This is a genomic window from Yimella sp. RIT 621 (assembly GCF_004146205.1).
Taxonomy (GTDB): Bacteria; Actinomycetota; Actinomycetes; order Actinomycetales; family Dermatophilaceae; genus Yimella; species Yimella lutea.
Genome location: NZ_SEIP01000006.1, coordinates 166,039 through 187,391, shown reverse-complemented (window position 1 = coordinate 187,391; position 21,353 = coordinate 166,039). Strand labels below are relative to the sequence as shown.

General features: G+C 68.2%; 20 protein-coding genes and 1 tRNA gene. 8 read left to right on the top strand and 13 right to left on the bottom strand.

Annotated elements, in window-relative coordinates; translation table 11 throughout:
* The first annotated feature begins 18 nt into the window (after positions 1–18).
* Positions 19–1,653 (top strand): dolichyl-phosphate-mannose--protein mannosyltransferase, encoded by a 1,635-nt coding sequence (locus EU513_RS07775; RefSeq protein ID WP_240795969.1) that lies wholly within the window; start codon positions 19–21, stop codon positions 1,651–1,653.
* Between the two features lie 20 nt (positions 1,654–1,673).
* Here the strand turns inward: EU513_RS07775 and EU513_RS07770 are convergent, their stop codons facing one another.
* The 10 genes from EU513_RS07770 to galU form a co-directional block, all read right to left on the bottom strand.
* Positions 1,674–3,281, bottom strand: a complete 1,608-nt coding sequence (locus EU513_RS07770) for a PH domain-containing protein (protein WP_129625314.1) — start codon at positions 3,279–3,281, stop codon at positions 1,674–1,676.
* A 1-nt stretch (position 3,282) separates the two neighbouring features.
* Positions 3,283–3,792, bottom strand: coding sequence for a PH domain-containing protein (locus tag EU513_RS07765; protein ID WP_239702369.1), 510 nt, complete (start codon positions 3,790–3,792; stop codon positions 3,283–3,285).
* Between the two features lie 2 nt (positions 3,793–3,794).
* Positions 3,795–4,322: an inorganic diphosphatase gene (locus EU513_RS07760; RefSeq protein ID WP_205744701.1), complete on the bottom strand. Its 528-nt coding sequence runs from the start codon at positions 4,320–4,322 to the stop codon at positions 3,795–3,797.
* Between the two features lie 255 nt (positions 4,323–4,577).
* Positions 4,578–4,653, bottom strand: a tRNA-Ala gene (locus EU513_RS07755).
* 155 nt (positions 4,654–4,808) lie between these two features.
* The gene (locus EU513_RS07750; RefSeq protein ID WP_129625312.1) at positions 4,809–5,762 is read right to left on the bottom strand and encodes a hypothetical protein; all 954 of its coding nucleotides are present in this window, start codon (positions 5,760–5,762) and stop codon (positions 4,809–4,811) included.
* Positions 5,763–5,802: 40 nt separating this feature from the next.
* On the bottom strand, positions 5,803–6,441 hold the full coding sequence (locus EU513_RS07745; protein WP_129625311.1) for a GNAT family N-acetyltransferase: 639 nt from the start codon (positions 6,439–6,441) through the stop codon (positions 5,803–5,805).
* Positions 6,434–6,991, bottom strand: coding sequence for a molybdenum cofactor biosynthesis protein B (locus EU513_RS07740; protein ID WP_129625310.1), 558 nt, complete (start codon positions 6,989–6,991; stop codon positions 6,434–6,436). Before EU513_RS07740 ends, EU513_RS07745 begins: the two co-directional genes overlap by 8 nt.
* Positions 6,921–7,403, bottom strand: coding sequence for a cyclic pyranopterin monophosphate synthase MoaC (gene moaC / locus EU513_RS07735; RefSeq protein WP_129625309.1), 483 nt, complete (start codon positions 7,401–7,403; stop codon positions 6,921–6,923). The genes EU513_RS07740 and moaC overlap by 71 nt, the downstream gene beginning before the upstream one ends.
* A complete protein-coding gene (gene glp, locus EU513_RS07730) occupies positions 7,400–8,614 on the bottom strand; it encodes a gephyrin-like molybdotransferase Glp (RefSeq protein ID WP_129625308.1) in 1,215 nt (404 codons plus the stop codon). The genes moaC and glp overlap by 4 nt, the downstream gene beginning before the upstream one ends.
* Complete coding sequence (gene galU, locus EU513_RS07725) at positions 8,614–9,558, bottom strand: UTP--glucose-1-phosphate uridylyltransferase GalU (protein WP_129625307.1); 945 nt, start codon at positions 9,556–9,558, stop codon at positions 8,614–8,616. The genes glp and galU overlap by 1 nt, the downstream gene beginning before the upstream one ends.
* 90 nt (positions 9,559–9,648) lie before the next feature.
* On the opposite strand from galU, the gene EU513_RS07720 reads away from it, so the two are divergent.
* The 6 genes from EU513_RS07720 to EU513_RS07695 all read left to right on the top strand — a co-directional run bounded on the left by EU513_RS07720 (position 9,649) and on the right by EU513_RS07695 (position 14,246).
* Positions 9,649–10,227, top strand: a complete 579-nt coding sequence (locus EU513_RS07720; RefSeq protein WP_129625306.1) for a 5-formyltetrahydrofolate cyclo-ligase — start codon at positions 9,649–9,651, stop codon at positions 10,225–10,227.
* Positions 10,228–10,281: 54 nt separating this feature from the next.
* Positions 10,282–11,832, top strand: coding sequence for a potassium/proton antiporter (locus tag EU513_RS07715; protein ID WP_240795968.1), 1,551 nt, complete (start codon positions 10,282–10,284; stop codon positions 11,830–11,832).
* Positions 11,833–11,848: 16 nt separating this feature from the next.
* The gene (locus tag EU513_RS07710; protein ID WP_129625305.1) at positions 11,849–12,178 is read left to right on the top strand and encodes an FmdB family zinc ribbon protein; all 330 of its coding nucleotides are present in this window, start codon (positions 11,849–11,851) and stop codon (positions 12,176–12,178) included.
* A 95-nt stretch (positions 12,179–12,273) separates the two neighbouring features.
* Positions 12,274–13,122: an S-methyl-5'-thioadenosine phosphorylase gene (locus EU513_RS07705; protein ID WP_129625304.1), complete on the top strand. Its 849-nt coding sequence runs from the start codon at positions 12,274–12,276 to the stop codon at positions 13,120–13,122.
* Entirely contained in the window at positions 13,119–13,766 is a 648-nt protein-coding gene (locus tag EU513_RS07700; RefSeq protein WP_168990194.1) for an SAF domain-containing protein, read from the top strand. Before EU513_RS07705 ends, EU513_RS07700 begins: the two co-directional genes overlap by 4 nt.
* A 123-nt stretch (positions 13,767–13,889) precedes the next feature.
* Positions 13,890–14,246, top strand: coding sequence for an MscL family protein (locus EU513_RS07695; protein ID WP_129625302.1), 357 nt, complete (start codon positions 13,890–13,892; stop codon positions 14,244–14,246).
* 67 nt (positions 14,247–14,313) lie between these two features.
* Here EU513_RS07695 and EU513_RS15830 read toward each other — a convergent pair whose 3' ends face one another.
* Genes EU513_RS15830 through EU513_RS07685 form a run of 3 tightly spaced genes read right to left on the bottom strand, consistent with a single transcriptional unit; the run spans position 14,314 to position 19,837 of the window.
* Complete coding sequence (locus EU513_RS15830; protein ID WP_168990193.1) at positions 14,314–14,484, bottom strand: hypothetical protein; 171 nt, start codon at positions 14,482–14,484, stop codon at positions 14,314–14,316.
* Positions 14,484–18,170: a DUF4011 domain-containing protein gene (locus EU513_RS07690; protein WP_129625301.1), complete on the bottom strand. Its 3,687-nt coding sequence runs from the start codon at positions 18,168–18,170 to the stop codon at positions 14,484–14,486. Before EU513_RS07690 ends, EU513_RS15830 begins: the two co-directional genes overlap by 1 nt.
* A gap of 2 nt (positions 18,171–18,172) precedes the next feature.
* A complete protein-coding gene (locus EU513_RS07685; protein ID WP_129625300.1) occupies positions 18,173–19,837 on the bottom strand; it encodes a substrate-binding domain-containing protein in 1,665 nt (554 codons plus the stop codon).
* Between the two features lie 134 nt (positions 19,838–19,971).
* Here EU513_RS07685 and EU513_RS07680 point away from each other — a divergent pair, with 134 nt between their 5' ends.
* A complete protein-coding gene (locus tag EU513_RS07680; protein ID WP_205744700.1) occupies positions 19,972–21,330 on the top strand; it encodes an AI-2E family transporter in 1,359 nt (452 codons plus the stop codon).
* Positions 21,331–21,353 lie beyond the last annotated feature (23 nt).

Genomic DNA, 21,353 nt, shown 5'->3' with positions numbered 1-21,353 from the left:
GGGTATTACGCTCGCCGGGTGTCTTCCCTGACCGCCGAGCGCGAGGCGCTGCGACGACGATTGCTCGGTCGACCCCGTACGGCGCAGGAGAAGCTGTGGGCCTGGCTCGGACCGGCCATCGTCACCGTGATCGGTGGAGTCCTTCGCTTCTGGGAACTCGGACGCCCGCATCAACTGGTCTTCGACGAGACGTACTACGTCAAGCAGGGCTGGTCGATGATGCAGTACGGCTACGAGATGAAGCCGACCCAAGCGGTGCAGGACGGCAAGGCCGCCGACTCGTTGTTCACGATGGGCAACTGGCAGCAGGGTGTCTACGGCACCGAGGCCGACTTCATCGTCCACCCACCACTCGGGAAATGGCTGATCGGCGCCGGCGAGTGGATCTTCGGCATCGACAACAGCATCGGCTGGCGCTTCGCGGTCGCCCTGATGGGCACGCTCGCGATCTACCTGACCGGACGCGCCGCCTGGCACCTGTTCCGTTCTCCGTTGCTGGCGACCATCGCCTCCCTACTCATGGCCTTCGAGGGCCAGGAGTTCGTGATGTCGCGCACCGGGATCCTCGACATCATCGTGATGTTCTGGGCGCTGGCCGCGTTCGTCGCGCTGCTGGCCGATCGTGAACGTACCCGCGGGATCCTCGCCGACAAGGTCGCTCGAATGAAGATCGAGGGCACCTGGACCGAGGACAAGGCCGCGTGGTCGGGGCCGTTCCTCGGGCTGCGTCCGTGGCGCTGGGTCGCGGGCCTGTGCATCGGACTCGACCTGGCCACGAAATGGTCGGGTGGCTTCTTCCTGGTCTTCTTCGGTCTGATGACCGTGTGGTGGGATCTCGGCGCGCGACGCGCGGTCGGCAGCCGCCACTGGATCAGCGGCACGATCTTCAAGGACGCGCTCCCGGCGATGGTCTTCATGATCCCGGTGGCACTCGCGACCTACCTCGCGACCTGGTGGGGCTGGTTCGCGTCGAAGGACGCGTGGGGCCGCAACTGGGCCGCGAACAACCCGGCCGACAAGGACTCCGGGCTGTCTGCGGACAGCTCGCTGTTCGGCTGGATGCCTGACTCGATGCGGTCGCTGTGGCACTACCACCAGGAGATGTACACCTCGGCCGCGAGCATCGTCAGCCCGCACAACTGGGAGTCGAACCCCTGGTCGTGGATGATCCAGTCGCGCCCGACGCTCTTCTTCGCCGAGTGGCCGAACCGCGGCGCCGAGGGCTGCGAGGTGGCCAAGTGCGCGAAGGTGATCAACCCGATCGGCACGCCGCTGATCTGGTGGTTGGGCACGATCGCGCTCGTGGTGTTGATCTTCCACTGGGTGCTCAAACGTGACTGGCGCGCACCGGCGATCCTGGCCGGAATCGCGGCCGCTTGGCTGCCCTGGTTCTCCTATCAGGAGCGGACGATCTTCACGTTTTACTCGGTGGCGTTCGCCCCGTACGTCGTGCTCGCCGTCGTGTTCGTGCTCGGGCTGTTGCTCGGGGCGCCGGACGCGTCCGCGCAGCGCCGTAAACGGGGCATGATCGCGGTCGGCGCAATCGTTGTCGCCTGCGTGGCGATGTTCGTCTTCTTCTGGCCGATCTACACCGCGCAGGTCATCCCGCACAGCCACTGGCAGGCGCGGATGTGGCTGCCCAGCTGGTCCTGATCCGGTAGTTGCTCCGCCGGTCAGCGGCGCATCGCCCGGTTCACGACGAAGGCGGTGAGTTCGTCGGCGCTGTCGTCCGCCAGGTCGGTGACCCGATAGCCCTGGCGCCCCGCGCCCAGAGCGACCTCCACGGAGGCCAAGCCGGCCCGGCGCTGGAAGAAGCTACGCCGGACGGTAACCGCTGCGGTGGCGTCGAGGTCGAGTGCCGCGGTGCTCATCGCGAGCGAGCCGCTGCGGGCCACCAGGTGGTCGTCGACGACGGCGTGGCCGAGCCAGTGTGCGCGGGACCGTCCGAGCAGGATCGAGGCGAGCACGAGCAACACAGCCAGCACGATCGCGGGCACGATGCGGTCGAGGAAGTGACCGCCGACGACCAGACCCGCGGCCAGCACCGAGGCCGGGACGATCGAGCGGATGTAACGACGTCGGGTCGCGGCGCTGCCGTGCCGGCGAAGCGGGCCGCCCAGGATGTCACCGCGCAGGACGGTGTTGCCGGTCTGCACGATGCGTTCGTAGGGCGACGACGGCGCGAGCACCGCCCGCTGACCCGCGTCGGCGTCCAGGGAGAAGCCGGTGACGATGGCCGTCAGCCGCGCACCACCGAAGCGGCGCAACAGGATCGGGCGCTGCACCTCGACGCCGCGCAACCGCTGAGTCTCCAACGAGGTGGAGCGGGTGGTGAACAAACCACGCTGCAGGTGCAGGGTGCGGCCGTGCACATCGCGACCGAGCGTGAAACCGAAGTTGCTGATCGCAGCGCCCACGACGGCCAGCAGTGAAACGACGGCGAGGAAGAGCAGTCCAGCAACGGCGATGATCGCGAACACACCGAGGTTCTCGGCGCGGGTCCATGCGTCGTTGACGGCGGAATCGTCCGAGGGCCACAAGTTCAGCTGGTCGACCGTCTGGAACAGGACGCCCAGCACCGCACCGGCGGTCGCGAAGCCGGCGAGTCCGAGCGGCGCGTACAGCAGCCACTTGGGTTCGAAGCGGTAGAGCACCTCATCGGCTTCATCCTTCGAAACCCATTGCGGGACAGCACCTTCGGCGTTCTCGTCGGTGTCGCTGTCCGCGCCTTCCTGCTCGAGTGAGTTCGGCGCCGGCGTCCGGCGGCGTTGCAGCAGGTCGGCGCGCAGACGGGCTGCCTCGGACGCAGGAAGACCGTCGAGCTTGACCGGCTTGTCCCCCGCGCCGGTGCCGATCTCGACCGTCGCCAACCCGACCAGCCGGTGCAGCAGCGGCGCGGTGACGTCGACCGTCCGGACCTTGTCGGTGGCGGCCGCCAGGGTGGACCTCTCGAACAGTCCGGTGCGCAACTGAATGTGCTCAGGCGTGAAGCGGTAGGTGGTGGTGAACCAGCGCAGCACACCGAACAACACGACCAGTACGGTGCCCACGACCGGCCACAACCAGCCGGTGCCGCCGCCGAGGTTGCGTCCGGCGAACAGTGCACCGACCAGCAGCGGGATGGCCCGGCCGATCTCGCGGAACGGGTGGATCAGCAGCATCCGCGGGTCGAGGCGGCTCCATTCGCCGGCATCGTTCTGCGGCGGCGTAGGTGGCAGGCTCTGGTGGTCCTGTCGCGCCGTATCGTCCAGACCGGCATCGGGCTGCTGATCGTCGCTCATCTCAGGTGCCGTCCCCACCGTCCGCGGCAGCGATGCGGGTGAGGTCGGCTGCGATCCGGTCGGCCTCGGTGCGGTCGAGGCCGACGATCCGCAGTGCCCCCTTGGCGGACGCCGTCGTGACCGTCACGGTGGACAGCTTGAACAGCTGGGCCAGCGGCCCGCGTTCGGTGTCGACGGTCTGGATGCGCGGGATCGGGGCGATCCGGCGCTCCTGGTTCAGCCAGCCGTGCTGGGTGTAGACGGCCTGGTCGGTGACCTCGTACCGGTGCACCCGGTAACGCCATTGCGGCTGAACGATCATGCTGACGATCGCCTCGACGATCGCCAGGACGAGCAGGGTGGTGTCCCACGGACTCGGGATCCAGTCCTTGGTCCAGACCCAGATGAGAATGCCGATCACGACGACCGAGGAGATCGCCTCCGAGCACAGCCACATCCATTTCGCGCGCGGCGAAACGCGGTGAGCGGGCTCTCGCCCGAGTAGTGCGGCCGCCCCCTCGACCTGTGACACGACTACTTGGTGTTCCAGCGCTCGATGCACTCGTGGATGACCTCGATGGCCTCCGCGGCGTCACCCCAGTGGTCGACCTTCGTCGAACCGGGCTTCTTCAGCGCCTTGTAGTTGTTGAAGTGGAACTCGATCTGCTTGATCAGCTGCGGGTTCACGTCGTCGAGGCTGGTGATGCCGTCGCCGGTGTTGCGGTCATCGGACGGGACCACGACAACCTTGTCGTCGACCTCACCGTCGTCGATGAACTTCATGATGCCGACGACACGGCCCTCCATGACCAGCCCGGTCGGCAGCGGTTCCTCGGTCAGCACCAGCACGTCGAGTTCGTCGCCGTCCTCGTCCAGTGTCTGCGGTATGAATCCGTAGCTGGTGGGTTTGGTGAACACCTGCGGCTCGACGCGGTCGAGCTTCATCACCTTGTTCTCGCGGTCCCATTCGATCTTCAGGGTGCTGCCCTTGCCGATCTCGATGACGACGTTGATGAGGCCACCGTCGACGTCTCCCGGGCCGAAGGCCTCATTGAAGTCCACCACTGTTCGATCTGCTCCTGGAATCGCGCGGAATCGTGCCCAATTGTTCGTTGGGACCCTATCAACCGGCTGGTCCGGCGTTTTGTCTTGCCATCCTGATCGCGACCGGCGATCCGGGTGACATCTGGCAGCGCCGGCCGCACCAGTTGAGATCTGGATGTCCGGACGAGGTCTGGTCCGCCAGATGACGGTCCCCCTGTGCCGCAGAAAGCGAAAGGGAGCTCAGACACTGTGTGCCTGAGCTCCCTCTCGATGTGGTGGAGCTAAGGGGATTCGAACCCCTGACCTTCTCATTGCGAACGAGACGCGCTACCAACTGCGCCATAGCCCCAGAGCGAGGAAACGATAACACCAGCCGCCGCGGGCTCACCAATCGGAGCGGAGCTCGCTCGTAGGCGCACAGCGCGACGGTCGCGCGTTACGCCGGAGTACCGCTTCATACCGGGGCGTAAGGCGCGACCGTCACGCTTTGCGGTGCTGTGGAGATCAGCCGGCGCGGTAGACCGCGGGCAGTTCCTCGAGTTCCTCGTCCAGGGCCAGGCCGTCGAACGGAAGGTCCTCGACCGGGGTGTCGGCAACAGTGGCGGCCGGTGCGACCTGAGTCTGCGGCGCCCGCTCCTTCATCGCGTAGGTCGGACGCGGGACGGAGGTGGGCTGCCAGCCCTCGGCGTCGAAGATCTGCTCGGCAACCGCGGTTTGCACAACAGGCGCTTCCTGCGGCTGCTCCTCGAACCCGAACGGCGCCGGGCTCGGGGTGGTCTCGATGACGATGCGCGATTCCTCGACTGCGACGGGCTCGTTCATCGTGGCGGCCATCGGCTCGGCCGGTGCCGCGAACGACTCGGTGCGGACAGTACGACGCGGCGCACGGGTCGGGCGGGCCTGCTCGCGAGCCCGACGCTCGGCGATCGCGGTGTTGCGCAGCCACAGCACGACACCGGCGGTGATCATCACTCCGGCGAGCGGAGCCAACCAGGAGACGACTCCGAAGGGAGCGAGCACGAGCATCAGTGCGGTGAACCCGAGCGCGGTCAGCAGCGAGATGCCGCGAACCTGGCGTCCGTCGAGACCGCGCACCTTGGCGAGTGCCTGCTTGCCACCGGTGGTGATGCCCTCGAACCGGTCACGCCGCGAATCGTGCTGCGGCACATGCTTTTCGTCGTTCATCTTGTCTCCCACGGTGGGTTGTCCGGCGCGCAAGGAGGTGCGGGCTGCCTTGACGCTGACCTGCGGTGCCTGCTGGGCGGCGGAACGTCGGCGCACCATCGGCGCGATCCCCTGCGGCAGCGGGTCGCGCTTGGCGAGCACCCGCATCGCTTCGGAGAACCGATCGACCGAACGAGCGGTCGCCATCGCTTCCCGTCGGCGGATCCAATGCTGCAGCAGATAGGCAGCCCAGATCGCGACGACGAGGAGGATGAGCAAGCTTGTGGTGGGCACGAACCCGACGGTAGTTGTGCGAACCGCAGCAGCAGCGGACCTACTCGGTGTGTCGCGGAAGTGACTGCCGTGAAAGCCGATTGAGACGGTCGACGACGCTCTCGCCGTCCAAATCCTCGGTCGTCAGCGCGAAGGTGCGGTGGTCGCGCCACTTCCCGTCGATGTGCAGGTACCGCTCTCGCAGACCCTCGTCCCGCAGGCCCAGCTTCTGGACCACGCGCAGGCTGCGTGGGTTGTCCGGACGGATGTTGACCTCGACCCGGTGCAACCCTTCGCGCCCGAAACCGTGGTCCATCGTCATCGCCAGCGCGAACGGCATGATCCCCTGTCCGGCAAGGGATTCGGCGATCCAGTAACCGGCGGAGCCGGACAGCAGCGCACCTCGGGAGATGCCGAACAGGTGCACCTGGCCGGCCATCGCACCGTCGACCTCGAGCACGAACGGGAGCAGGCGCCCGGCCTTCGCCTCGCGATCCTGCTGGCGCACCATCTGCGCGAACGACATCCCCGTGGGCAGCGGCACCGGCGCAGAGGAGTCCCAGGGACGGTTCCAGTCGGAATTGTCACGCCGCAACTGCAGGTACTCGTTGCGATCAGCCCGAGTTCGCAACGGTCGCAGCTTGATTCGCCGACCGAGGTGTACTGCTTCGACCGCAACCGGCCACGGGCGGTCACTCACGCCGATGGTCTCCGCCGGCGATCTGATCGAGGGCGTGTTCGACCACCGGACACAATACGTCGATCGCGTCGCGTACTCCCCCGGTCGAACCGGGCAGGTTGACCACCAGCGTCCGTCCGGCGACGCCGGCGAGACCTCTCGACAGGATCGCGCCGGCCACTCCGTTTGCAACACCGGCTGCTCGCAGCGCCTCGGGAATGCCCGGCACCTGCCGGTCGAGCAACGGCGAGGTCTGTTCGGGGGTGCTGTCGGTGGGGCTGAGTCCGGTGCCACCGGTGGTCAGCACCAGGTCGGCGCCCGAAGAAATAGCGGCGCGGAGGGCTTCACCCACCGCCGGACCGTCAGCAACGACCACGGGTTCGTCCACGTGAAAACCCCACTGCCGCAACGCTTGCGCCGCAATCGGACCGGACCGGTCGTCGTAGACACAGGCCGCAGCGCGAGTCGAGGCCGTGATGACCACCGCCGTTCGCACGGCGTTACGCCTCGGCCCAGTCGCCCGAGCGCCCACCGGACTTGGCGGTGACCCGGACGTCGGTGATCCGCGCATGCTTGTCGACCGCCTTGACCATGTCGACCAGCGCGAGCGCCGCGACGGTGACGCAGGTGAGCGCCTCCATCTCGATGCCGGTGCGGTCGGCAGTGCGGACGGTCGCCTCGATCTCGACCCGGTCGTCCTCGACTCGCAAGTCGACTGCGACCGCGTGGATCGCCACCGGGTGGGCGAGCGGGACGAGCTCGGGGGTCCGTTTGGCGGCCTGGATGCCGGCGATGCGGGCGACCGCGAGCGCGTCCCCCTTCGGCACGTTGTCCGAGCGCAGCGCGTCGATGGCGGCGTCCGACAGCAACACCGACCCGCGCGCTTTCGCCTCGCGAGCGGTGATCTGCTTGGCGCTGACGTCGACCATGTGCGCCGAACCGTCCGATCGCACATGGGTCAGACCAGAACCTTTGTCGGTCATGCGAATTCCCCTTCCAGCGAGACGACGCGCACCTCGTCGCCTGCGGTGACTTCGTCCACGGAGGCGTCGATCCAGGCGAGTGCATCGGCGTGGGCGAGACCACCCATCAGGTGTGATCCCGGGCCGCCGCTGGGTGCGACGCCGAGTCCGTGGTCGTTCTGCGACAGGCGAACCCGCGCGATCTGCGCCCGGCCGGGCGAGGTACGCCATCCCTTGGTGACCCGTGCGGACAGCCAGGCGATGTCGGTTGTCCTCCCGGCCATGGTGCGCAGCGCGGGCGCGACGAACATCACGAACGACACCAGGGACGACACCGGGTTGCCGGGCAACGCGAACAGCGGCATCCGGTCACCGATGATTCCGAAACCCTGCGGCTTGCCGGGTTGCATCGCGACCTTGCTGAACGTGATCTCGCTGCCGCCCTCGAACGCCGCCTTGAGCGGCTCGAACGCGCCCGCGCTCACCCCGCCCGTGGTGATGATCGCGTCTGCGCCGGCGTCGGACGCCTGCTCCACGGCGGCCAGGACGGCCTCGGCGGTGTCGCCACTGCGTCCGATGTGTACGACCTCGAAGCCGGCCTGACGCGCAAGTGCGGCAAGCATGGGCGCGTTGGTGTCGATGATCTGCCCGTAAGCCAGTTCGTCTCCAACAGAACGCAATTCATCGCCAGTGCTGATGACCGCCACCTTCGGGCGCGGAATGACCCGCACCGTCGCCGAGCCTGCTGCGACCAGGACCGGCACGTGCCTGGCCGCGATCCGGGTGCCAGCAGCGAGCACCTCGTCACCCGCAGACACGTCCTCACCGGCCCGCCGGATCGACACACCCGGCTCGGCCGCCCGCTCGAAACGAACCTCGTCCGTACCGCCGTCGGTCAACTCGACCTGGACGACGGTGTCGGCGCCGTCCGGCACCGGCGCGCCCGTCATGATCTGCCACGCCGTACCCGGCTCGAGGCGGTTGCGGCGGGTGTCACCGGCCGGTACGACGCCGGCGACCGGCAGCACGGTGCCCGCGTCGGGGACGTCCTGCGCGCGCACGGCGTAACCGTCCATCGCGGAGTTGTCGAAGCCCGGAAGCGAGGCCCGGGCGATCACCGGTTCGGCGAGCACCAGACCGAGACAGTCGGTCACCGCCACGTCGACCGCCGGCAGGGCCGCAACGGCCTCGGTGAGGCGTGCGGAGTAGTCGGACGGCGCAAGCAGTTCCATCAGTGCTTCAGCTGCTGGCCCTCGGCCGCTCCCGAGCCCTCGTCGGTCTCGACCCACTCGCCGAGCCACGAACGGAAATCGTCGCCGATCTCGCGGTGGCGAACCGCCAGCCGGACGACCGCCTTCAGGTAGTCCAGACGGTCTCCGGTGTCATAGCGGTTGCCGCGGAAGACGACGCCGAGCACACCGCCGCCGTCGTTCCTGCTCTGGGCCTCGGCGAGCAGTGCGTCCGTCAACTGGATCTCGCCCCCGCGTCCGGGCGCGGTCTGCTCCAGCACCGCGAAGATCGAGGGGTCGAGCACGTACCGCCCGATGACCGCGAGATTCGACGGTGCGTCCTCGGCTTTGGGCTTCTCCACCATCGAGGTGACCCGCACGACGTCTGTCTCTCCGTCGATCGACTCGACGGCGGCGCAGCCGTACATGTGGATCTGGTCGGCCGGCACCTCCATCAACGCCACGACGGAGCCACCATGACGACCGCGCGCGGCGATCATGTCCTCGAGCAGGTGCTCGGTCTCGTCGATCAGGTCGTCACCGAGCAGGACGGCGAACGGTGCGTCACCGACGTGCGCCTTGGCCTGCAGCACCGCGTGGCCGAGCCCGAGCGGTTCGCCCTGACGGACGAAATGGACATTGCCCAGATCGGCCGACTTGCGCACCCGGCGCAGCTTCTCGTCGTCCAGCTTGCGCTCCAGCGCCGCCTCGAGTTCCCAGTGGCGGTCGAAGTGGTCCTCGAGCGAGGCCTTGTTGCGCCCGGTGATCATCAGGACGTCGTCGATGCCGGCGCGTGCGGCTTCCTCGACCACGTACTGGATGGCCGGCTTGTCGACGACCGGCAGCATCTCCTTCGGGATCGCCTTGCTGGCGGGCAGGAACCGGGTGCCGAGACCGGCGGCCGGGATGACGGCCTTCAGGACCGGGTCGTTGCGGGACGCACTCATGGGCGCAAGGCTAATGGAGCAGCGCCGCGCGTCGGGTCAGGCGCCCGAGGCGTCCGTGCACACGCCGCTCGCCGGGTTCAGACTGGACCCATGAGCGTGCTCACCCTGCCCGAGGACAAGCCCGCCGCGCGGGCACAGGTGCGCGCCGCCCGCCGTGCGCGTCGCGACGACCCGGCGACAGACCGGGCCGCCCTCGCTGCGGCCTACCGGGACGGTCTGCTGCAGCACCTCGCCGGGTTCGAACCCGGCACCATCACCGCGTACGAGTCGTGGGCCACCGAACCGCCCACCGAGGTCCTCATCTCCGCGTTGCAGGACGCGGGTTGGCGGGTGATCGTGCCGGACACGCTCGCCGACCTGCGCCTGTCCTGGCACGACGTCACGCGACCGGACGTCGACCTCGGCATCGGCGGGGTCGAAGCTGCCGACGTCGCGCTCATCCCCGGCCTGGCGATCGACCTGGACGGCTACCGCCTGGGCCAGGGCGGCGGTTGTTACGACCGCACCCTCGGACTGCTGCGCCCCGGAGTACCGGTGATCGCGATGATCTTCCCGGATGAACTCGTCGCATCCGTCCCGAGAGAAACACATGACGCCCGGGTCGACGGCGTCCTGACGTCCGAGGGTGTTCGCATGCGCGACAGGGGTACTGGAAGAATCGCCCCGTAGCCGACGGCGGGAGGGGGCGAAGTGCACCTTTCGGGCTTCGCCACGCTGGCGGCCGTGCCGAAGTCGGGCGCGTACGACCTCGACGACCTGGCCCGCTCACTGCTCATCGGCAGCGCCGTCCTGCTGATCGCGGTCGCCGCGGTGCGTCTGGCCAACCGGTCCGGGCTGCCCACGCTGCTGCTGTATCTCGCGATGGGGCTCATGCTCGGCAGCTCCGGCTTCGGCCTGGAGTTCTCCGACCCGCTGATGACCGAGGTACTCGGCTACGCCGCCCTCGTGCTGATCCTCGCCGAAGGTGGGCTGACCACCGAGTGGAGCAGCATCAGACGCAGCGTCTTACCAGCCATGCTGTTGTCCACGATCGGTGTGTTGATCTCTGTCGGTGTGGTCGGCGTCGCCGTGCACTTCCTTCTCGGACTGCGTTGGGAGACAGCGCTGTTGCTCGGCGCGATCGTGTCCTCCACGGACGCTGCCGCGGTGTTCTCGGTGTTGCGCAAGGTGCCGCTGCCCGACCGACTGAAGGGCCTGTTGGAGGCCGAGTCCGGCTTCAACGACGCCCCCGTCGTGCTGCTCGTCTCCGCCTTGGCCACTGTCGGCGCTGATGATCGAGCCAACCCGAACTGGGGACTGGTCGGCTTCGCGGCAATCGCGGAACTGGCCATCGGCTCGGCCATCGGTCTCGCGCTCGGGTTCGTGCTCGGCAAACTGATGAAGCGCTCGGCCCCCGGGTCGTCCGGCTTGTTCTCCATCGGCGTCGTCGCGGCGTGCGTGCTCGCATTCGCACTCGCCGACGTCATCCACGCGAGCGGTTTCATCGCCGTCTACCTGTGCGCACTCGTGCTCGGCAATCAGGGACTGCCGCATCGGCAAGCGGTCCGCGGCTTCGCGCAGGCGCTCGGCTGGCTCGCGCAGATCGGGCTGTTCGTGCTGCTCGGGCTGCTGGCCGACCCGCGCCGCCTGGACGAACAGATCTGGCCTTCGATCGTCGTCGGTCTCGTGCTGTTGCTCGTGGCCCGGCCGCTGTCGGTGTTCGGGTCGATGCCGGGGTTCGGAATCTCGTTGCGGGAGAAGCTCTTCCTGTCCTGGGCAGGTCTGCGCGGAGCCGTCCCGGTCGTGCTCGCGACGGTGCCGCTGACGCTCGGCAGCCGCGGCACGGAGTGGATCTTCGACCTGGTGTTCATGCTCGTCGTGATCTTCACGATCGTGCAGGCGCCGACCTTGCCCTGGGTCGCCCGCAAGCTCGGCATCGTCGACGAATCGCACGTCGTCGACGTCGAACTCGAGGCCACTCCCCTGGACGAACTGAACGCCGAGATGGTGCAGGTACGCATCGGTGAGCACTCGCTGCTGCACGGGGTCGAGGTGCACGAGCTGCGTCTGCCCAAGGGCGCGAACGTGACGCTGGTCAAGCGTGGTGACGATTCGTTCGTGCCGAGCAGGCGTTCGGTGCTGCACCGTGGCGACCAGTTGCTGGTCGTCACGCCGAGCACTTCTCGGACGTCCGTCGTCAAGCGGATCCGCGCGGTGAGTGATCGCGGACGTCTGGCCGGATGGCGTCGGGACGAGGCAGATCGGACGGTGGCGCAGGACGTCCGGCGTCGCTGACCTAGAATTCTGCGACGTGCCCACCTATTCGTACGGCTGCAAGAACTGCGGTCATCAGTTCGACATCGTCCAGTCCTTCAGTGACAACGCCCTGACCGACTGCCCGGAGTGCGGTGGTCAGCTGCGCAAGGTGTTCAACTCGGTCGGAGTCGTCTTCAAGGGATCCGGTTTCTACCGCACCGACAGCCGAAGCAACTCCTCGTCCTCCTCGTCGTCGACGACTCCTGCGGCGAAGGACAAGAAGAGCGACACCTCCTCGTCCTCGTCTTCGTCCTCGTCCTCGGACACCGGTTCCAGCACGCCGGCCCCGAGTGCCCCGAGCACTCCTGCGCCCAAGTCCGACTGACCCGATTCTCCACAGCCCCGCTGCGGGTCGTCTGCGATCCACAGACTGGCCTCGCGGACCCGCTGGGCGTGGGCGCCGCCCGTTAACCTCGCGGCATGACTTCCCAGAGCACCGCCGGCGCCGAGTCCGCACCCATAGCCGAGATCGGTGTCATCGGCGGATCCGGGTTCTACACCTTCCTGGACGACGCCCGCCGGGTCGCGGTCGACACCCCGTTCGGTCCGCCGAGTGACGACGTCGTCATCGGCTCGGTCGGCGGACGGTCGGTGGCCTTCCTGGCACGGCACGGTCAGGGGCACCGTTTCCCGCCGCACCGGGTCAACTACCGCGCCAACCTGTGGGCCCTGCGCTGCGTCGGCGTGCGCCAGGTCCTCGCCCCGTGCGCCGTCGGTGCATTGAAACCGGAGTTCGGCCCCGGCACCGTCGTGGTGCCCGATCAGGTCGTCGACCGCACCTGGGGTCGCGAACACACCGTGTACGACGAACCGGGGGCCGTCGTCCACGTCGGGTTCGCCGATCCGTACTGCCCCACCGGGCGAGCCTCGGTGCTGGACGCCGCACGCGACGACGCCGACCTACCACCGGTCGACGGCGGCACGTTGGTGGTGATCAACGGGCCGCGCTTCTCCAGCCGCGCTGAGTCGCAATGGCACCAAGCAGCCGGGTGGTCGGTCGTCGGCATGACCGGGATGCCCGAAGCGTCGATCGCCCGCGAACTCGCGATGTGTTTCACCAGCGTCTGCCTGGTCACCGACGCCGACGCGGGGGTGGAGGGCCACCCGGGTGTCACCCACGAAGAAGTACTGGCGGTGTTCGCGACGAAGGTTGAGCACCTGAAAGATCTGGTGCGACGCACCATCGCGCAGCTTCCGCCCGTCGACGACTCGAACTGTGAATGCAGAAATGCGCTCGACGGAATCACCCTTCCTTTCGAGTTGCCGTGAGTCGGTTCGGATCGGCACGCACCGGCAGCCGCGCACAGAGGTGGCGCCGGACCCGCCTGCGACGCACCGGTGCGGTGGTGCTCGCGGTGCTGGCGCTGTGGACGACGTGGGCGGCGTTGCGACCGAGCGCGGCTGCGACCGTCGCGGTCACCGTCGCGGCACGTCCCATCGCCGCCGGGACGACGCTCGGCTCAGCCGACCTGAAGATCGTGCAGTGGCCCGCCGGCGTCGTCGTCCCCGGTCTGCTGCGGCCTGCCCAGGCGGCCGGACAGGTGACCACGGCCGCTCTCGCTGCGGGCGAACCGGTCACGGTGACCCGGCTGGCCCACAGCGCCTGGAAGGCGCTGCGTCCGGGCGAACAAGCCTTCACGATCCCGCTCGCCGACCCACAGTTGGCGGCACTGCTCAGAGCCGGCGACCGTGTCGATCTCTACGACCCGGCCACCCGACGACTGGTGGTGAGCTCGGCGCGAGTCGTGATGTCCACCACCCCAAAGGTCGCGCCTCACGACGTGACTGCACCCGGAGAGCCCACGCTGGTCATCGCGGTGGAGCAGCGGAATTCCGCGCAACTGGCGGGCGCACTGGCCTCTGCGGCGACCCTCGGGACGGGCTTGATCGCGGCCGCATCGTCACGGGCCTAACACAACAAACGTCGCCGTGTGGGCGTTTCGGATTTTTCCACTCCGGGTTGCTCCGCTACTGTGGCGGCGCTTCCTGCAGAAAGCACCGAAGCACAAAGACCCCGAAAAGAGAAGGAAACAGCCGTGAGTGGCTTCAAGAAATTCCTGTTGCAGGGCAACGTCGTCGAACTCGCTGTTGCGGTTGTCATCGGCACCGTTTTCGCCAAGGTTGTCGACGCCTTCGTCAAGATCATCATGGACCTCATCGGCAAGGCCGGCGGGACCCCCGACTTCTCCAACTACAAGCCGGGCGGCGTGAGCGTGGGTAACTTCCTCACCGCCCTGATCGGCTTCCTGATCGTCGCCGCCGTCGTCTACTTCGGCGTCGTCAAGCCGTACGAGGCTTTCAAGGCCCGCTTCATGAAGCAGAAGGAAGAGGACGACGTCACCGAACTCAGCGTCCTCACCGAGATTCGCGACGCCCTGCGCACGGGCCGCTGATCACCCAGCACCACAACAGGAACGGGCGCCCCGATCGGGGCGCCCGTTCTTGTTCTTCGTTGCCTCACTACTGCCAGTGCGGCGGACGCTGCTCGTTGAGCCAGGTCTCGCGGGCCCGGTCGTGCGGCGTCGGATCCTCCTTGGCCGGTTCGTCCGCACGCGGCTCCGGGCCGGATTCGCCGCCGGTCGCCGGTCGCACCACCCGACGGTGCTTGCGTCGCCGCGGCTGCTCGGTCACTACGCCCCGTCCTGCGTGCGTGTGGCGACCTCAGCCAACCGAGCAATCTGCTGGGCGGGGTCGCTGAAGACCTCACCCAGCGCCAGTCGCTCGTACCGCCAGCCGCGAGCGCGCAACTGCGCCGGACGCACGAGATCGCGATCGCGTACGTTGCCGAGTTCCGCCAAGGCGACGGCGTCGGTGTCGACCACCAAGGGCTCACCCTCGACGATCACCAGGTCGACCGCCGGGCGAGACGTGCCCGCCCCCGGCCGAACGGTCAGACCCTCGCCGCGCAACCGGCGAGCGAGGTCGCCGATGCACGGGTGTGCCGGTTCGTCGACGGGTTTACTCAGGGGCCGATCCAGCACACTGCCGGTCGAGGCGGTACGCCGACGGCGAGACTGTTTGCTCTTGCCCGCCGACCCCGGCGGACCGGCGGTCCGTTCGGCCCCGCCACCGGTGGCCGCGTGAACGAGCAGGTCGCGGTACATCTGAGCACCGCGGCTGTGCAGTCCGGCCACGGCGACGTCGTCCGCCCGGAACGCGCTGACGACGACGAGTTGTTCGCGGGCCCGCGTGGTGGCGACCAGCAGGGAACGCTCGCCCCCGTCGTCCAACACACGCGCCACCGCGCCGACAAGCCCGCCGTCCTCGTCCACCCGGCATCCGGTGCTGAGCACGACGACGTCACGGGTGAAGCCCTGGGCGCGTTCGGCGGTGCGCACGATGAACGCTTCGGCGGAGTTCTCCTCCAACAGCGCCCGTACCCCGGGGTCGGTGACTGCGCGTCGCGCCAACTGGGCGTTCAGTCGCTCGGCGTGCTCGTCGGTCAGTGCCACCACCATCAACGACCCGCGTCCAGGACGTGCAGCGTGACTGCTCACGACGTCGACGACGCGGTCGAGCTCGTCCTGACCCGCCGCGGTGATGTCCAGCCTGATGACCCGGCCGTCGGTCGGAGCGGGGAAGGTGCGCACCTTCGCGCCGTACGCCTGGATGTTCGCGAAGTCGAACAGCCGCCCGTCGCGCGATCGGTAGTGCGTGCCCAGTTCGATCGCCGGTACGAGCCCGGTGAGTTCGTCCAGGATCGAGGGGGTCGGTCGTGCACCGGCCGGGGTGCGCGCCGCGTCGACCGCGAACCGACTCGGTCGCAGCTGACGCCGGTCACCGAACAGGACGGTCTGCGCACCGCGCCGAACCGCCGGCACCGCCTCCGCGGTGCTCATCCGGGACGCCTCGTCGATCGCGACGACGTCGAACCAGACGCCCGTCGGGACGTGGGCGGGTACAAGCAGGGGACTCATCGCCCAGCACGGCATGAGCGCCATCATCAGCTCGGGTGCAGCCGGCAACAGGTCCCGCAGGCTGGCCCCGCGGGCCAGACCCTGTTGGACGTCGCGCACCTGCTCAGGCAGGTTGCGTACGACGAACCGCAGACGTTCGTCCAGCTTGGAGCGCACGAAGCCGGCGCGTTCCGCGCGGCGCTCCTGCTCATCGGCCGCGTACTGGTGCAGCAGATCGCGGATCTGCTGACCTCCGGCATCAGTACCCTCGGCAGGATCGTGAAGATGAGCGAAAAGCGAAGTCCACCAAACGAATTCGAGTTCGGGCACAACCTCGTCGGGGCTGACCTGCCGGTGTGCGAGTTCGTCGACGAGGTCGCCGAGTCCCTGTGCACGCAATGCATCGATGTCGGCGGTTACCTCGGGGATGACGCCGACTCGTTCGATCGAGTGCGACAACCGTCCCAGGCGCGCCTGCAGCGAGTCGAACGACTGGTCGAGCAGGTCCCCGCCGTCGGCGGTGGTGGACAGTCGCTGCCCGAGCCACTCGAGTTCGCTGCGCATCTTCTCGTGGGCGGCGACCACGTCGGCCAGACCTTTCGGTGCGGCCGGCCGGGAACCCTTGCCCGCGATCCGGCGCCACGTGACCCGCTGCCGCAACGCCTGCACCAGCACACCGTGCAGATCGGGACGCGGTCCCGGACGCATCAACTCCTGCGCCTGCGCGACCAACCGGCGCCGTTCCATGACCCCGACCTTCGAGTCGTGTTCGCGCCGGTAGTGGCGGTCGCCGGTAGCTGCGGCCAGGTCGCCGAGCGGCGCCTCGAACACCTCGGGGCGGAAGACTTCGAGCGTGTCGGTCACGTGCTGGAGCAGTTCGAGGCACTCCTCCTCCTCGCGCATGTCGGCGGGTGAGGGCAGGCCGACCTGGTCGAAGAGATCTTCGACCAGCGCACGGTGCGCGCCGAGTCGCTCGTTCGCCAACTCGGTGACGCTGTTGCGCGTCCGCTGCGCTTGCTGCGGACCGACGATGGCGGCGCCGTACCAAGGGTCGTTCTCACCGCTGGTCGGCCACGCGCCCTTGCGCGCGATGGCCAGCAGGCGGCGTCCGGCTTCGTCGCGCTGCGCGGGTGACAGCGCCAGCAGGTCGCCGCCGGCCAGCCGGACATGTGAGCGCGGTGAGGGACGCCGATCGCCCAGCGCGGTGATCGCCTCGAGGGTCTGCGCCAGCGAGACCTGCCACGGCGAGTGCAGCCGGTGCATCCGCTGGTGGTGCTCCTGCAACTTCTGCGCGAAGACCGACGGGTTCCGTTGCACTGCGGGGGGCTGCGCGGAGGAGGCGATCGCTTCCTGAATACGCCGGTTGAACAGTTCCTCGAACTCAGGGCCCGGACGCCCGTCGCTCATGTGTGCGACGAGGTCGCCGAGTCCGACCTCGGTCAGCCGACTGTTCACCGCTTCGATGGCGGCGCGCTTGTGACTGACCAGCAACATCGGCCGGCCCTGCGCCGCGAGCGCAGCGACGAGGTTGGCGATGGTCTGGGTCTTGCCGGTACCGGGCGCCCCGTCGACCGTCAGGTGGGCGCCGGCGAGCACAGCGCTGAGCACGGCTTCCTGCGAGGCGTCCGATGCCAGCACGCCGTGGGCTTCGGCCAGCCCGGTGGGGTCGGGCTCCGGCGGCACTGCGCGGATCGCTTCCAGCGCGTCCGGGTCACCGCTCAGCGCATCCAGCACCGGGTGACCGGGAGCGTGCTCGTCCATCAGGTCACCGACGAGGTCGGCCTTGCTGAGGTTGAAGGTGCTGATGATCTGGCGACGCTGGATCTCGAAGCCGGGCACCGCGGTGCACGCTCGGCGTAGTTCGTCGAACACCTGTCGCGGGTCCGACGGTGAACTGGCGCGGGCGAGCGCGGTCAACGCGTCCTCGTCGACCTCGATGCCGTAGGCCTGCCGTAGGTACGCAACCAGCGCCGGGTTGACGATCGCGGGACTCGTGACCTCGATGTGCAGGTCGTCCGGGTGCCCGGCGACCCGTTGCAGGCGCACCCGGCGCAGCAGCACCGGGGCGAGCGGAGGCGTGCCGCTGCCCCGCACCTTCCACCCGGCCAGGCCGATACCCATCCAGCAGGAGTCGATACCGCGGTCCTCCTGCAGTTCCACGACCTTGGCCTCGATCATCCGCAGCCGGCGCGAGGCCTCGGCGTAGGCGTAGGACTCCCGCACCACCTGCGACAGACGGGCGCTGCCGGAGGAGAACAGGCGAGCCACCCCGGCCGGGTGCGCGGTGGTGAGTTCGAGCATGCCGCGTCCGCGGTCGTCGAACCACAACAAGGTGTTGGGTCCGCCGATACCGGTGAGCTCCTCGCGCCAGCCGGCGATGTCGTGCGCGGAACGGTCGTCCGTTGCGGTGGTGTCGGTCATCGTCAGCTTCGGTGCAGGAATGCGTCGACGAACACGGTTGAGATCTCCGAGGGGTCCTTGGTCACGTAGGACAACCCGTCGGTTGCCCTCGCGATCTGCTTGAGCGCGGCCGGATCGGTGTCCTGGCCCATCGAGATGGCGACCAGCTTGATCGGCTTGTCGGGTTTGTAAGCGCTGCCGAGGTTCTTCAGCAGCTGCTGAAGACTGAGCCCGCCACGCGGGTCGTCGTTCTTGCCGTCGGTCATCACGACGATCGAGTTGACGTAGCCGTCTCGGTAGCTCTTGGTCGCCGCCTGGTACGCCGCCCAGATCGAGTCGTACAGACCGGTGTCCCCGTTCTTCTCGACCAAGGCGGGTAGCTGTCCGAGCTTGTCGACCATCTTCTGCTTGTGCGCGTTGCCGGCCGGGGTGTTACCGATCTCGGCGACCTCGGGAACGATCGCCAGATAGTCCTTGCCCTTGCCGTCGAGGTCGGTGCTGAACGCCCAGGCACCGATCTGAGTCGTGCCCGGGAGCGCGTTCAGTGCGAGTTTCGCGGTGCTGGCGAGCAGGTCGATCCGGCTCTGCTTCGGCCCCACCTCGGCGCTCATCGAGCCCGACACATCGACCAGGACGAGCATGCGTGCGTCGCGTGCCAGGTCACCCCACGACTTGACGGCGCTGACGTTCTCGGCGCTCTTGGGCGCCGCCACCAGCTTGATGTCGGAGGGAAGTGCCGAACTGTCCGGCGCCTGTCCCCCGGGCACCCGGAAGCCCGCCTTGTTCAGCGCCGACTTCGCCTGCGCGCTGCGCAGAGAGACGAGCAACGCATCGATCGCGTTCTGCGGTGCGGAGGTTGCCTTGACCGGACGCACGAACGGGAAGTCGAGCAGCGGGGCGCCTTCCTGCGGAATCAGCGGCCGCAGCTTCTTGTCCGGGTGGGTCCGGTCGAACTCGAGCAACTGTTGTTCCGACAGCGGGTATGCGCGTGCGGCGTCCGACCCCTGCACAGCGCGGCCGGCCAGCGACTGCGGCGACAGGGTCGAACGGCTGAGTCGAACGATCGAGCGCAGCAGGTCGGTGCGTTCCTGACGGGTGCCCGATCCGCGGTTCGCGACGGTCATCGCGGCGAGCGCGGTCGAGGAGACACCGGTGTCCTGAACGGTGATCGGGAGATTGCCCGCACTGAGCAGCTGCGCCCAAGTCGGGGTCTTGTCGAAACCGGGCAGGGAGGACTGTGCCTGCGGCACGCCGACGACCACGGGACTGCCGGCGATCGAACCGGAGTTTCCGACCCAGCCCGCACCGAGCTTCGCCGTGGCGTCGTCCACCCACATCGAGGAATCGGGGATCCACACATCCGGGATGCCCTGGCCGCCCGCCTTCACGGCCCGGTTGACGCTTTCGCCCGATGCGCGGCTGACGACGTAGTCCGCGCACAGCGTGGGGTTGGACTCCAACGCGTCCACCTGCTCGAAGACGACTGGGTACAACTCCGGGGTCACCGACACGGACACCTTCGCCGGCTCGGCGCAGGACGCGACCTCGTCCGACGAGCCGACCATCGCCGAGACCGCGCCACCGGTGCCCAGGGTGAGCGCGAGCAGTCCGGCGCCCGCGGCGATGCGCTTGTTTCGCGCAGGGCCGGCGGACGACGACGCAGCTGTGGATACCGAGGAGTCACTCATCGTTCCGGTAGGTTACCTGCCCGTTCTCGCGCTAGTTCCCCGTTGCGCCGATCGAGGTGGTTCAGTGGGGGCAGCGTCCGGCGCCGGTCCTCATCCTCGGGGCCGGCTCGGACTTCGCCGCTTGAAGGAGAGCAATGCTGAAACGTCTGGGCTTGTCCCGCCTGGGTACAAAGCTCGCGGGCCCCAAACAGAAGCCCACACGTCCGGACGAGGACTCCGGCGACGGCACCGCCAAGGCACGGCCCCGCATCCTGGGCGAGCGGGTGGCTGCCGGGTCGAAGGTCGCGAAGGCGCGCACGACCAACGAGGGCGTCGACCGGGCCATGGTCATCGGACGAGGCATGCGTTGGACCGCCGGCTGGGCTCTGAGAACGCTGCTGATCCTCGCCGCCCTGTGGGCCGTGCTGAAGATCGTGGGCATCTTCTGGTCGGCCTTGCTGCCGGTGTGCCTGGCGCTCGTCATCGCCACTGTGTTGTGGCCGCCGACCCGCTGGCTGCGTTCGCGCGGCTTCTCCCCCGCGGCCGCCGCCGTCACCAGCCTGCTCGGTGCGATCGCAGTGTTTGCGGCGATCATCGCGCTGATGACGCCGATGGTGAGTTCGCAGGTGCCCGAACTGACCAGCAAGTCGATCGACGGGGTCAACAAGATCCAGGACTGGCTCGAAGGCCCGCCGTTCAACGTGCAGCCCGAGCAGATCAACAACGCAGTCAAGGCCATCACCGACAAGCTGCAGACATCCGGCGACAAGATCGCCAGCGGTGTCTTCACCGGCGTCACGACCGCCGGACACATCCTGGTCAACCTCATCGTGGCCCTGATCCTGTGCTTCCTGATGATCAAGGACGGACCGCACTTCCTGCCGTGGCTGCGCTCGATCGCAGGACGCGGCGCCGGCGCCCACTTCACCGAGATGCTCACCCGCGTGTGGCAGACCCTGTCGGGGTTCATCCGGACGCAGGCCCTGGTCTCCGCGGTGGACGCGTTCTTCATCGGTCTCGGTCTGGTGGTGCTCGGCGTCCCGCTCGCGCTGCCCTTGGCGCTGCTGACCTTCTTCGGTGGGTTCGTCCCAATCGTCGGTGCGTTCGTCGCCGGGACGCTCGCGGTGCTGGTGGCGCTGGTGACCAAGAGCGTCACGACCGCGTTGCTGGTGTTGCTGATCGTCCTGCTGGTGCAGCAACTCGAGGGCCACATCCTGCAGCCCTTGATGCAGAGCCGTTCGATGGAGTTGCACCCTGCGCTGGTGCTGCTGTCGATCGCGCTGGGTGGCCAGTTGTTCGGCATCGTCGGCGCCTTCTTCGCCGTGCCTCTCGCCGCGACGGTCGCGGTGACACTGCGCTATCTGGGTGAACAGATCGACCTGCGAACAGGTGACCTGTCTCCGGGCGAACTCGAGCCACTCACACCCGAAGGGCGGTACGCGGCCGAGCAAGCTGCCAAAGACACTCACCCGCCCGCAAAGGACGACCTGGCGGACAAGCTGGACGAACTGTGAGTCGCCCGGTGAGTTCGCAGGTT